General features: G+C 52.3%; 9 protein-coding genes. 5 read left to right on the top strand and 4 right to left on the bottom strand.

Annotated features, from left to right (window positions below; all coding sequences use genetic code 11):
* Positions 1-121: 121 nt before the first annotated feature.
* Complete coding sequence (locus C173_RS11570; RefSeq protein WP_036725116.1) at positions 122-898, top strand: alpha/beta hydrolase; 777 nt, start codon at positions 122-124, stop codon at positions 896-898.
* A gap of 625 nt (positions 899-1,523) precedes the next feature.
* On the opposite strand, the gene C173_RS11565 is transcribed toward C173_RS11570, so the two are convergent.
* The 4 genes from C173_RS11565 to C173_RS11550 all read right to left on the bottom strand — a co-directional run bounded on the left by C173_RS11565 (position 1,524) and on the right by C173_RS11550 (position 6,541).
* Positions 1,524-3,320 carry a hypothetical protein gene (locus tag C173_RS11565; protein ID WP_051477980.1) on the bottom strand — a complete coding sequence of 599 codons (1,797 nt, stop codon included), beginning with the start codon at positions 3,318-3,320 and terminating at the stop codon, positions 1,524-1,526.
* Between the two features lie 45 nt (positions 3,321-3,365).
* Positions 3,366-4,331: a carbohydrate ABC transporter permease gene (locus C173_RS11560; protein ID WP_081751123.1), complete on the bottom strand. Its 966-nt coding sequence runs from the start codon at positions 4,329-4,331 to the stop codon at positions 3,366-3,368.
* The gene (locus C173_RS11555; protein WP_235191861.1) at positions 4,328-5,227 is read right to left on the bottom strand and encodes an ABC transporter permease subunit; all 900 of its coding nucleotides are present in this window, start codon (positions 5,225-5,227) and stop codon (positions 4,328-4,330) included. Before C173_RS11555 ends, C173_RS11560 begins: the two co-directional genes overlap by 4 nt.
* 543 nt (positions 5,228-5,770) lie before the next feature.
* Positions 5,771-6,541, bottom strand: a complete 771-nt coding sequence (locus C173_RS11550; protein ID WP_143803490.1) for a helix-turn-helix transcriptional regulator — start codon at positions 6,539-6,541, stop codon at positions 5,771-5,773.
* 253 nt (positions 6,542-6,794) lie between these two features.
* Between C173_RS11550 and C173_RS11545 the strand changes: the two genes are divergently transcribed.
* From C173_RS11545 to C173_RS11530, 4 genes are all read left to right on the top strand, one after another.
* Positions 6,795-8,186, top strand: a complete 1,392-nt coding sequence (locus C173_RS11545) for an ABC transporter substrate-binding protein (RefSeq protein WP_036724922.1) — start codon at positions 6,795-6,797, stop codon at positions 8,184-8,186.
* A gap of 308 nt (positions 8,187-8,494) precedes the next feature.
* Positions 8,495-11,389: an extracellular solute-binding protein gene (locus C173_RS11540; RefSeq protein WP_036724920.1), complete on the top strand. Its 2,895-nt coding sequence runs from the start codon at positions 8,495-8,497 to the stop codon at positions 11,387-11,389.
* Positions 11,390-11,407: 18 nt separating this feature from the next.
* The gene (locus C173_RS11535) at positions 11,408-12,373 is read left to right on the top strand and encodes a carbohydrate ABC transporter permease (RefSeq protein ID WP_051477978.1); all 966 of its coding nucleotides are present in this window, start codon (positions 11,408-11,410) and stop codon (positions 12,371-12,373) included.
* Positions 12,370-13,251 (top strand): carbohydrate ABC transporter permease, encoded by an 882-nt coding sequence (locus C173_RS11530; protein WP_036724919.1) that lies wholly within the window; start codon positions 12,370-12,372, stop codon positions 13,249-13,251. Before C173_RS11535 ends, C173_RS11530 begins: the two co-directional genes overlap by 4 nt.
* The last annotated feature ends 10 nt before the right edge of the window (positions 13,252-13,261 follow it).

The raw sequence follows: 13,261 nt of genomic DNA, 5'->3' as shown, positions 1-13,261 counted from the left end.
TCTATCCTACATATATTTTTTCTGCAGCAGGTTCCTCAGCAGGATTCTACACTTAGTTTATTGAATAAACTAAGTGTAGAGAAATACATATAATCCAAGAGAGGAATGAGCAGTATTGGACATGAACCATCAGAAGTATACAACACAAGCAGCGGGATATGATCAGGAGAGAGAAGGGATCGAGCGTGGTAAGATCACAATGATCGAATATCCCTCTGCCACAGTAGGCAACACCCGGAAGGCCAGAGTCTATACGCCACCTGGATACTCTAGCACAGAGAAATATAGTGTCTTGTATCTGCTGCACGGCATTGGCGGAGATGAAGACGAATGGTACACTCACGGCACGCCGCAGATTATTCTGGACAACCTTTATGCTGATCACAAGCTGAAGCCCATGATTGTTGTATTGCCGAACGGGCGGGCGATGTTGAATGACCGGGCGGAGGGTGACGTCTTCGCTCCTGACAAGTTGGAAGCCTTTGCAACCTTTGAGTCTGATCTGCTGAACGATCTGATCCCTTATATTGAAGCGAATTATTCCGTACTGACGGACCGGGAGCACCGTGCGCTGGCCGGGTTGTCCATGGGCGGAGGGCAATCGCTCAACATGGGTCTGAATAACCTGGACCGCTTCGCCTGGGTGGGAGCCTTCTCTGCGGCACCTAACACGAAGGAGCCTGAGCTGCTGGTACCCGACCCGCAGAAGGTAGCGGACGCGCTTAACCTGCTCTGGTTATCCTGCGGAGACCTCGACAGCCTCAAGTATGTCAGCGACCGCACCCATGCTTATTTCTCAGAGCATAACGTACCGCACATCTGGGTAGAAGAGCAGGGCGACCATGACTGGCCGGTCTGGAAGAACGGCTTGTATCAGTTCTCGCAGCTTATTTTCTAAATGGTTAGGGGGCGTTCGAAATGGGCGTCTCGTATGCCGCTTACCGTCAATCGCCTATTAGTCACCCACCCAACGTCCGCCGATCGCCAACTAATCACTCACTAATCACTTACTAATCACTTACTAATCACTCACTAATCACTTACTAATTAATCACCTATCGTCCGCCGATTGCACAAGACTGCACTGCACGCGACCATGAGCACGTTATGAGGAAATAGTTGGATTTTCTCCACTTGCTGGTGAACAAATCTGCCTTCCGGGAACAGTAGTTGGACAAACAACACTTAATCCATCACAATTCAACCAAAGTGGGTAAAAAAACAATATTAGATGCTGTTTTTCCACTTGCTTATCTGTAAACGCCGGAATCCGCTAAATTAAGATACCTTTTTCCATCTGCTTGCCGATGAGGGGGCTTGATTGGCTGGATAGGAGTAGGCGGGTTGGTGATGAGGGAGCGATTGGTTGGATATGGGTAGGCAGATTGCCGACGAGGGGCTTCATTAGCCGGAGAAGTTGCTCTACATACTTAAGCGCAAAAAAGGCAGCCCCAAGCCATTTCCATGGCTCCGGGGCTGCCTCTTCTTTTACTTTTACAGCTTACGCAGTAACGCTCATTTGCTTACTTATTGGCAACCGCATCAGCGCGCATTTTAACGATTTTCTCTGCTCTTTCCTTGTCTACGGCGAACACATCGTTCCAGCCGAGCCCTTCGACATCGCTCTTCAGCTTGGTCCAGAGCTGGTCGAATTCGGCCTGGTCCTTGGCGAAGATCATTTTCCAGGAGGTGTTCTTGACATAATCCGAGATCTGGCTGCGTTTGTTCTTGACGTCAGAAGAATCGGAGCCAAGACTGGTATTGATATTCGGCACGATATCGATCATGTTGTTCTTCGTATAGTACTCGGTCGGAGTAGTGGCGTCATAGGTCTTCTGCCAATCTGTAGTCAGCGCAGTCTTGTTCGCTTCAATGGTGGAAGCCCAGTAGGTGCTGTTGTAGAATTCTTTGGTTTCCGGGTCGGTCACGAAATCACTCATAATCATTGAGTTGACTTTACTCTGGCCATCCTGGTAACCGCCGCCGCCGTATTCGGCAGGGACTGGGGTGTTTTCCTGGAATGCGGTCTGGCCGACTTCGGTCAGCTTGAATTTACCGTCCGGTGTCTTCTCATAGTTGAAGCCTTCGAAGCCGTTGGTGTAGTAACGCAGACCTTCCGGTGAAGACATCCAGTCCATCAGTTCCATAATTCTTTCCGGCTCTTTCGCCTTGGAGCCGATGGCGAACACTCTGCCGTTCCCGAAGTAAGCATCACTGTTCTGGATCAGGTGGGTATCGCCGATCGGAACGGCTACGTTGCCGTCGCCCTGGTTGCCGCGTTCAATCGTATTGTAGAACCCTCTCTGCCAGGAGTACCACAGAAGCAGAACTTGCTTGTTGGTCAGCTTCTCAGATACCTTGTTCCAGTCCTGGGAAGGAGAGTCGGGGTCAACGAGACCCATTTTGTTCGCGTCATAATAGAACTGCAGAATCTTCTTGTACATGCTGTTGTCGTCCACGATTGGCACGATGTCACCTTTGGCATTCAATTGAATCGTTGTCGTGCCGTTCGGCTGCTCATAGCCATACCAGTTGCTGAGCCAGCGGACATTCTCCATGCTTCCGCCATCCCAGTCCTTCCAGAGGGTGATCGGAACAATCGGCTTGCCGTCCGGAGTCTTCGGATATTTAGTCTGCATGTCCTTCAGGGCGGTCATCAGGTCGTTCAGATTATTCAGCTTCGGCGCGCCGATGCCCTTGTAATAATCCCAAGGCATAATCGGGCTGGAGTAAGGCAGCTCTTCCGAAAAGGTCGTTGGCGAAGTATCGGCGGTGAAGGCCGGGAGGGCATAGATTTTACCGTCCGGATTCTGCTTCTCGAAGGCCACATTGAACGGCTTGAAGTGATTGTCTACATATTGGGACAGATGCTCCGTGTTCTTAATCATGTCGGTTAGATCCATAATCATGCCTGCAGGAATCAGTTCCTCGAGCTGGCTGTTCTCAATAATCAGGAGGTCGCCGAGGTCGCCGGATGCCGAGCGGGTCTTGTACAGCTGGTCGCCCGCTACCTGCGGAGCCAGAATGTTCAGTGTGATATTGAACTTGTCTTTCAGCAGCTTGCCGTACCATCCCGTCTGCTCGCCTTGATAGTTAGCTGCGTTGTCGAATACTGTAATGGTTAGAGGTTTGCTGTGATCGATGCCTGTGCTTGTGCCCGGATCGGATGACTCAGTAGGTGTTCCGGGTTCGGCCGTCCCCGCAGCAGTTCCTCCATTGTTGGAATTACCGCTGCAACCACTTAACGCCGTTGTTACCAGCAGGATGGTCGTCCCTAGTAACAGCGCGGACTTTCTGCCCAGCTTAATGTGTGTTTTCATGTGTAGCCCCCCGAATGATTAATGTATCATAATGGCGCAGGTCCGTTAGCCTTTCACAGCGCCAATTATAATTCCTTTGACAAAAAATCTCTGGAAGATCGGATATACCAGCAGGATTGGTGCGACTACGATAATGGTAACTGTCATGCGGATGGAGGTTGAGGTCTGCTTGGTCGCCAGAGTAGCCATCGCCGTTGAGCCGGCATTCTGCAGGTTGACCATGGTGGACAAGGAGCTCGCCTGATTGATGTAGTTATACAGTATGAACTGTAAGCTGTAGAGCTTACTGTCCGTTACCAGCAGGAGCGTATCCTGGAAGGAGTTCCATTGGTTGACGGCCGAGAAGATGGCAACGGTTGCAAGGATCGGCTTGCTGATCGGCAGAATGACTTTGTAGAAAATCGTGAAGATTCCTGCACCGTCAATGCTGGCCGCCTGCTGAAGCTCCTTCGGTGTTGCCTCCACGAAGGTTTTGACCAGGATAATGAAGAAAGGAGCAACAACGGACGGAAGAATATAAGCCAGGAAGTTGTCCGTCAGATGCAGCGATCTCATAGTCAGATACCAAGGGATGATCCCGGCGTTGAAGAACATTGTGATGATGGTGAAGCGGTACCAGAATTTCTTGCCCCACATGTCCTCCTGGGCAAACATGAATCCGAGGAAGGCCGAAGCGCCGACTGTTAGCAGTGTACCGATCACAGTTCTGCCGAGGGAGATCATGAACGCATTGCCCAGACCCGGGATTTTGAACACATCGATATAATTCTGGAAATGAATGCCCTTAGGCCAGAAAATAATTTCGCCCTTGGCGCTCAGGTCGTTCGCGCTGATCGTGTTGATAATGATCGAGTAGAACGGATAAACGCAGATGAAGGCGAACAGTGAGAACAGGATATAAATAATAGTAGAGATGATTTTATCGGTAGCGCTGACCTGCATTTTTACCGTTTTTTTGGTGATGTCGATCTCCCGGGTGTTTGGCGTAAGACTGGTCTGGTTGTCACTCATACAATGCCCTCTCCTCTCAGCATTTTGGACAGCCCATTCACCGAAAAGAGAAGCACCACGCTGATTACACTCTTCAGCATACTGATCGCAACGGAGACGGAGTAGCTGCCGCCGCCCATGGCGAGGTTATACACATATAGATCAAGAACCTGAATAGTGTCCTTGTTAAACGCATTTTGGAAGACGAAATATTGCTCCAATCCGTTATTCAGGAAGCTTGCAATCTGGAGCATCAGCAGGACGAAGTAGGTTGGCATCATGCTTGGCAATACGACATGGCGGATAACCTGCATCCGGGTAGCCCCGTCTACATAAGCCGCTTCATACAGCGATTCGTCGATGCCCATGATGGCTGCGATGTACAGAATGGCGGACCAGCCGAGTGTCTTCCAGGTAGCCCAAGCCCACATGGTCCACCAGACATGCTCCGAGCTCTGCAGGAACATTGTAGGTGAATCGGTCAGCCCGGTCATATGCAGGAAGCCGTTGACCATCCCCTCACTGGAGAACATGGAGAAGGCGAGGGAGTACACAAGCACCCAACTGATAAAGTTCGGCAGCGTGGTGACCGTCTGGATGAATTTGCGGAAACGTACCGCCTTGATCTCGGTCAGGAAGATGGCGAAGATCATCGGGAGCCAGGAAAAGAGGATGCCCAGTCCGCTGATGCCGAAGGTATTCCAGATGACCTGCATCAGCTGGTCGATCTTGACCTGATTCTCAACCAGGGAATGGAACCATTTGAAGCCGACGAACTCAGATTGGGACAACGGGATAGGCGGGGTGTAGTCAAAAAATGCATATACCCATCCATAGAGCGGATAGTAGGCAAAGACAGCGAGTAAAAGCATAAACGGAGAGATGTAAAGGAATTTCCGGAACGAATTGCTTCTCATGCTCTGGCTGCGCATTGTTTCACTCCTCATCATATTCTCTTTGTATGATTGCTTCCTGAAGCTAAGCCGGGGCAAGCAATCCCGGGCATCTTGTCTGTCTGTCATCCCCCTTCTTCAGTAAGCAACTTCCGCTTTTGATAACGCTTTCATGTATGAAACTATAATAAGTTATCGTTTATCTTCCTACAATGACCGATCCTCACCAATTATTGATCTATTGTCAGGTGAAGGAGATGCGGATGAGAAGGGAAAGTGTATGGGAGGGGCGAGTGAGAGAAGCAGGAGTCGGAGCCGAAACGGGAGTTTTTAGGAGTGGGAAGAAAGGAATGCGGGAGGCTAAGTGGAAAACGTGAGAGTGATGAGGGGCATTAGTGCACTTGATTTCATCAAAAGTGGGCGGATGAGCCGAATGAGGGGCATTAGTGCCCCTGATTTCATTAAATGGACGGGGAGCAGCGCTTCGATGGTCTGGCAGGCAGCAGGCGTACTTATCCAGAGCCTTGCTCCAGATTTCGTCCAGGCCGCTCCCTCCCCCCCTCTGCCTCAGGCAATGACGAAGCATTGCTTGCGGTATTCATTGGCGCTGGTTCCCGTGTATTCTCTGAATTTCTTGTAGAACCAGTCGATTTCCGAATATCCGACAGCGTCTGCAATCTCATAGATCTTCATGTCGGTCGTTTCCAGCAGCAGCTTGGCCTTCTCCATCCGCTGGCGCAGAAGGTATTCGTTGAAGGACATCTTCTCCTGCTGCTTGAATTTCTGTCCGAGATAGGCGCAATTGAAGTTCAGGGTGTCGGAGATCTGCTTGAGTGTAATATTATGATGGAGCTGCTCATCCACGCATTGCTTGATCGTACTGACGATCGGACACGGGGAGGACGGCTCTTTTTGAATGGTGAACTGAGCATAATCCCGCTCTACAGCAGCGGGTCTGCCAGCCTGAGCCAGCACCCGACTAACCGCCTCCAGACTTCCGCCCAGCTCAGCCGGGTCCACCGGGTCTGTTAAGTAATCGCTTACATTATAGAGTAAGGCTTGGCGCGCCAGCCCGAAATCTCCGCTGCCCCCGAGCAGAATAATCGGAACGGAGCTTCCCTGCCTGATCTGCTCACAGACTCTCATGCCCGGCGTATGAGCATCCCTGATATTCAGAAGAACCAGTGATATCCCCTCGCTGCGGATCAGCCGCAGAATATCGGATGAATAATCAGCATGCGCATGAATGATGAAATTCTTAAGTCTGCTCCCTGCCATATAAGAAGCGATCTCCCGCACTTGGGCGTTTCGCTCTACACATAAGATTCTGTACAACATGAAGACCCCGCTTTCAGAGAGAAGTTAAGCTTCCTTCATTCATTATGTGCAACAGAGCCGGGCGCTACAATGTGCAATTCTTGCACCAGGCTCCATTTGTTTACCTGATCGAAATCCGGTTGCCCGGTGGATAAGGACTTGCGGGCCGGACCTATAATTTGACAGGTGAACACCTGAAATTAGACGGGTTGCTGCATGAAAATGTAAGCGCTAAACTTTCGAGGTAAGTCATTCATACTTGGGGGGACAGATCATGCGGGCAAAAAAAGTAATGTCAGTATTCATTAGTATGTTGTTATTAGCTGCAACGACGGCTTGCGGTGGCGGAGCAGGGAACGGCGGAAACGCCGGCGGGGGAGCGTCAGCCCAGCCGGCGGCGGCTACGGAGGCTCCGGCAGCTGAAGCCACTGCAGAAGCTACACCGACTGCAGAGCCGAGCAATGCTACACCGGAAAAAGATTTCGATATGGGCGGCAGAACGATCAAGATCGTGTCCTGGTGGGATATGACGATTCCCGAGGACAATCCTGATAATATCCAGCGCTCGAAGAATCTGAAGGAATTGATGGCCAAGCATAATTTCAAGGTTGAATATGTCGCGCTGGACTTCGGTGAATACCAGAAGAAGGTTGTGGCTTCACTGGTCGCCGGTGAACCGCTTGGCGATATTGTCAGAATGGGCAAGGGCTATATGATTCCGGTGCTGACGAAGCAGGATATGTTCTGGCCGGTTGACGAGTACACCAAGAATGAGAATGCCTTCAATCAGCGTATGACTACAGAATTCTCGCAATATGAGGGCCGGGGCTATGGCTTCTCGGAGAATGCGGGCAACCTGATCAGCGGAGTATTCTATAACCGCACCCTGATGAAGAAGCTGGGCATGAAGCCGCTCCAGGAATATGTGAACGAGGATAACTGGAACTGGGAGACCTTCACCCAAGTCGCCAAAGAAGCGAACAAGGATACAGATAACAACGGGAAACTTGATGTTTGGGGCTTGGCCTCAGGCGGGTTCCTGGAAATGGCGCTGGCCTCCAACGAGACCGATCTGACCGTTGACGATAAACAGAATCTCGATGATCCCAAGCTGCTGGAGGTCTTCAAGTTCATCGCCAAGCTGGGTGCCGAGAAGGTAGCGCGGCCGACAGAAGGCGGGGACTGGCAGGAACCGGCGCAGTTCTTCCGTCAGGGGAACACGCTGATGTATGCAGGAGCAGATTATGAGGCGAACGGCTTCAAGACGGATATGAAGGATTATGATATCGGCTTTGTTCCTTTTCCAAAAGGACCTAATGCTACCGAATACCACAGTGTGGAATCCAATGTCCAGTTCCTGACCATCCCGAAGAAGGCCGAGAATCCGGATCAGCTGCTGTATATCTGGGAGAAGATCAACGATATCGAGTCCATCTACGATTATCCGAAGCAGGCTTCCCTGGAGAGCACGTATGACAACGAGGATGATATCAACAATGCCAAGCTGGTCGAAGGTGGCATGCTGCTCACGAACCATAATACCTTCTCAACCATGCCTTACTACGAGATGATTGACGAACTCAAGAAGGGAACCTCGGCATCTACTGTCATTCAGAAGTACAAGGCGAAGGTTCAGGCTTCTGTAGACGCGGTCTACAAAAAATAAACGGATATCCGCATGGAACAACAGTCCCCCGCGGACTGTTGTTCCCATTCTTGCGGCAATTATAGAGCTGGAACTTGAAATATACACTTCGGGTGAAGTGGCGGAAGAGAGGTTTGAACTGTAGGAGCGATAGCGTTCGCCTTTAGGTTTGTATTTCTACTGCGAACAGCAGTTTAAATCAGGAAATACAAACCTAACAGCGGCCGAAAGTCAAACCTGCTCTGCAGTCACGACTAACCCTTTAAGTGGGATTTTTCTTGGTTCGATCTATATAAACTTATGATCCATCGCTTAAGGGGAGGAGTACGTTGAATATTCGAATCAGGAACATAGCGATTATATTGGTTGTTGTCCTGCTGGCCGGGACGATCTGGATATTTAATTCCTCGGGGCAGCCTGTGCATTCCGACTCTCCCGCAGTAGGCAAGTTCACGGCAGCCGCGCAGGATGCTGAAGAAGGCAGCTATGAAGCCTATCTGAAGCAACACGGGGATGCCCCGCGCCCTGACCGGGAGATCCGCATCGAAGGGGAGAGCTATTCCCCCGGCAGCGGAGATGTCTTTGAGGTGAAGCAGCAATTCGAGGGGCTTGACGGAGCAGCAGTCATTACCCAGGAATCGGGAACCATCTCCTGGGAGGTGCCGGTTCCGGAATCCGGGCTGTACAACATCCGGGTTCATTATTATCCGGTGGAAGGCAAAAGCTCGTCCATTGAACGTTCCTTATCCATCAACCGGGAGGTGCCGTTCAAGGGAGCGGATACCTTGCTCTTCGACCGGGTCTGGGGGAACCGTGAGGAGGTCATTAAGCAGGATGACCGAGGCAACGATCTGCGCCCCAGACAGGTGGAGCAGCCGGTGTGGCAGTCCACGGTCATTGCGGACAGTGAAGGCTTCTATGAGGAGCCGTATGCCTTCTATCTGGAGCAGGGAAACCAGACCCTGTCGCTGACCGCACTCCGTGAGCCGATGGCCATTGATTATATTGAGCTGTTCCAGGACCGGACAGTGCGCTCCTATGCAGAGGCTAAGCAGGAGTATGAGACTAAGGGCCTTCAGCCGGTACAAGAGCCTTATATCGAGGTCCAGGCCGAAGCGGCATCCGCCAAATCCTCGCCTACCTTATACCCGTTATCCGACCGCTCCAGCCCGGCAGTGGTTCCTTATGCCGTCTCAAATTTAAGGATTAACACCATCGGCGGGGTCAACTGGAAGCTTCCGGGGCAATGGATCGAATGGGAGATTGATGTCCCTGAAGAAGGTCTGTACCGGATAGCGCTCAAGGAGAAGCAGAATCAGCTCCGGGGCGTCTATGCCAACCGCAGCCTGACTATTGATGGTGAATATCCGTTCACCGAGATGAAGCAGATCCGCTTCAATTACTCTCCCGGCTGGCAGATGAATGTACTCGGCGGGGAAGAGCCTTATCTGTTCCATCTTACACAAGGGACGCACAAGCTGAGACTGACCGTGACCCTGGGCGATATCGCGCCGCTGGTCCGTACCGTCCAGTCCAGTGTCCTGACCTTGAATGAAATGTACCGCAATATTCTGGCGATTACCTCCAACAACCCGGATAAGTTCCGCGACTATCAGCTGGAGAAGCGGATACCGGAGATGACCAAGGTATTCCGGGAGCAGGCGGAGATTATCCGCGGTGTCGGCGAATACCTGGAGCAGGCCACCGGGGAACGCAGCGACAAGGTATCCGTGCTGTACTCGATGGTTACCCAGCTGGAGGATATGGCTAAGCATCCGGACACGGTAGCCAAACGGCTGGTCTCCTTCAAGACGAATGTCGGCGGACTGGGGACCTGGATTCTTAGCGTGCGGGAACAGCCGCTGACACTGGATTCACTGGTGGTCTCGGCGCCGGATAAGCCGCTTCCGTCTGCGCAGGCGACCTTCTTCCAGAAGCTGAAACATGAGCTGAGAGCGTATGGCGCCTCGTATACCGAAGACTATGACAGTATCGGTAACGTGACGAAGAACCAGAAGGCGATTACGGTCTGGATTTCGACCGGCCGGGATCAGGCTCAAGTGATGAAGAGCATGATTGACGATACCTTCACGCCGGATTCGGGCATCTCCGTGGCACTGAGGCTGGTGCCTCCGAACATTCTGCTGCCGGCAACCCTGGCGGGCGAAGGGCCGGACGTAGCCATGCAGATCGGCGAGGATCTTCCAGTGAACTATGCGATGCGCAAAGCATCGGCCGATCTGTCCCAGTTCGCCGATTTCAAAGAAGTGGCTGACCGCTTCCGCGACAGCGCCCTTACGCCTTATAAGTACAATGGAAGCGTCTACGGGCTGCCTGAGCAGCAGATCTTCCCGATGCTCTTTTACCGGAAGGATATTCTGCAGGAGCTTGGCCTGGAGCCCCCTACTACGTGGGAGGAAGTCTACAATGTCGTCTCTGTGCTGCAGAGACATAATCTGGAGTTCTATCTTCCCCTGGAGGATACACTGAACAACGCGACGCTGGTGCCCAATGCGGCCTTCACCATGCTGCTCTACCAGAACGGCGGGCAGCTCTACACGGACGACCAGAAGCGAAGCGCGCTGAACTCGGAGACCTCCATGAGTGAATTTAACAAGTGGACCCAGTTCTATACCAATTACAAGTTCCCGGTGAAGGTGGACTTTCCGAACCGTTTCCGTACAGGCGAGATCCCGATCGGGATTGCCGATTATACGATCTATAACAGCCTGACAGTAATGGCGCCGGAAATCCGCAATTTGTGGGAATTCACGGTGGTGCCGGGAACGAAGCAGGCGGACGGCACGGTGGACCATAGCGTGGCCAGCCATACAACCGGTGTCATGCTGCTGGAGAATGCCAAGGACAAGGAGTCGTCCTGGGAATTCATGAAGTGGTGGACAGACAAGGACACCCAGGTCCAGTACGGCCGGGAAATGGAAGGACTGATGGGAGCGGCGGCACGTTATCCGACCGCGAACATTGAAGCGCTGGAGGAGCTGCCGTGGCCGGTGAAGGATTACAAGGAACTGGAGAGCCAGTGGCAATGGGTGAAGGGTAACCCTCAGGTTCCGGGCGGCTACTTCACAGGCCGGCATCTGGACAATGCGTTCCGCAAGGTGGTCAACGGGAATGTGAATCCGCGTGAAGCCCTGTCGGATTATCTGATCTACATTAACGATGAAATTCAGATCAAACGGAAGGAATTCAAACTTCCGTATTAGGTTGGAGGCTGTAAGCTGATGGTACAAATACACAATACCACTGAACCAGCCTTGCCAGGGCTGGCTGGCGGTCCGGTCAAGGAATCCCGCCTGGCGCAATTATGGAGAGATATCAAGAAGAGCAAGCATTATTATTTCATGATGAGTCCCTATATGATCATCTTCTTCCTGTTCACGGTGATCCCGGTGGTCGTCTCCTTCGGGCTGAGCTTCTTCTACTTCAATATGCTGGAGACGCCGAGATTCATCGGCTGGGAGAACTATTCCAGGCTGCTGCTGGGCGATGATGTGTTCATGATCGCGCTGAAGAACACCTTTCTGTTCGCTGTGATCACAGGCCCGTTAAGCTATATCGCATGCTTCCTGTTCGCCTGGCTGATTAATGAGCTGTCGCCCTTTGTCCGGTCGCTGATGACGCTGGTCTTCTATGCGCCTTCGATCTCGGGCAATGTGTTCTTCATCTGGCTGATTGTCTTCTCGGGGGACAGCTATGGTTATCTTAACGGCTTCCTGATGAAGATCGGGGTGCTGCTGGAGCCGATTATATGGCTGCAGAATGAGAAGTACATTCTCCCCATTATCATCATTGTGCAGCTCTGGCTGAGTCTCGGCACAAGCTTCCTGGCGTTCATCGCCGGACTTCAGACCGTGGACCAGACGCTGTTCGAGGCGGGGGCGATGGATGGGATCAGGAACCGCTGGCAGGAGCTGTGGTTCATTACCCTGCCGTCCATGCGCCCGCAGCTGATGTTCGGCGCGGTCATGCAGATTACCGCCTCCTTCGCGGTGGCCGAAGTCTCTATTGCGCTGGCGGGCTTCCCGAGTGTTAACTATGCGGGACATACGGTGGTCACGCATCTGATGGATTACGGGACACTGCGCTTTGAGATGGGCTATGCCTCTGCGATTGCCACTATTCTCTTTGCAATTATGCTCGGAACCAACATGATGACCCAGAAGCTGCTTCGAAAGGTGGGTGAATGACCCTGTATTCAAGAGTGATAGGGGCCCTTCGCCCTCAAAAAAGACTGAACCGTTCCTTTGCTGTCAGCTTTATGCTCTTCGGCCTGCTGCTGGGCTTCGGCGCGTTCATGGTTCTTCCGCTGATCTACACGGTGAACAATGCCTTCAAGCCGCTGGATGAGCTGTTCATCTTCCCGCCGAGATTCCTGGTGCGGAACCCGACGCTGGAGAACTTTACCGATCTGATGGTGATCATGGGCAATTCCTGGGTGCCGTTCACCAGATACATTGCGAATACTCTGCTGATCACCCTGGTAGGGACCGCAGGACATATCCTGCTGGCGTCGGCAGCGGCGTATCCGCTGGCCAAGTTCAAATTCCCGGGCTCCAGCATTCTGTTCAAGATTGTAGTGCTGTCCCTGATGTTCTCGCCGCATGTTACGGCAATACCGAACTATCTGGTCATGTCGCAGCTGGGGTGGATCAATACCCAGGCGGCGATTATCGTACCGTCACTGGCCTTTTCACTAGGTTTGTTCCTGATGAAGCAGTTCATGGAGCAGATCCCGGATGCACTGATTGAGGCAGCCAAAATCGACGGTGCGAACGAGTACCGCGTGTTCTGGCAAATCGTAATGCCGAATGTGAAGCCGGCCTGGCTGACGCTGATGATCCTGCAATTTCCGGCGCTGTGGGGCACAGATGGAGGAAGCTTCATCTACAGTGAGAACCTGAAGACACTTCACTACGCGCTCAGCCAGGTCATCCAGGGCGGGATTGCGCGTGCCGGGGTCGGAGCGGCCGTCGCTCTGCTGCTGATGACCGTGCCGATTCTGTTGTTCATTATTTCACAGAGCAGTGTCATCCAGACGATGGCCACATCCGGTATGAAAGAGTAGAGAGGAGGAA

Origin of the sequence: Paenibacillus sp. FSL R7-277 (genome assembly GCF_000517965.1) — a bacterium.
Taxonomy (GTDB): domain Bacteria; phylum Bacillota; class Bacilli; order Paenibacillales; family Paenibacillaceae; genus Paenibacillus_AQ; species Paenibacillus_AQ silagei.
Note: the sequence above shows the minus strand (reverse complement) of the source record. Positions and strands in the feature narration are given on the sequence as shown.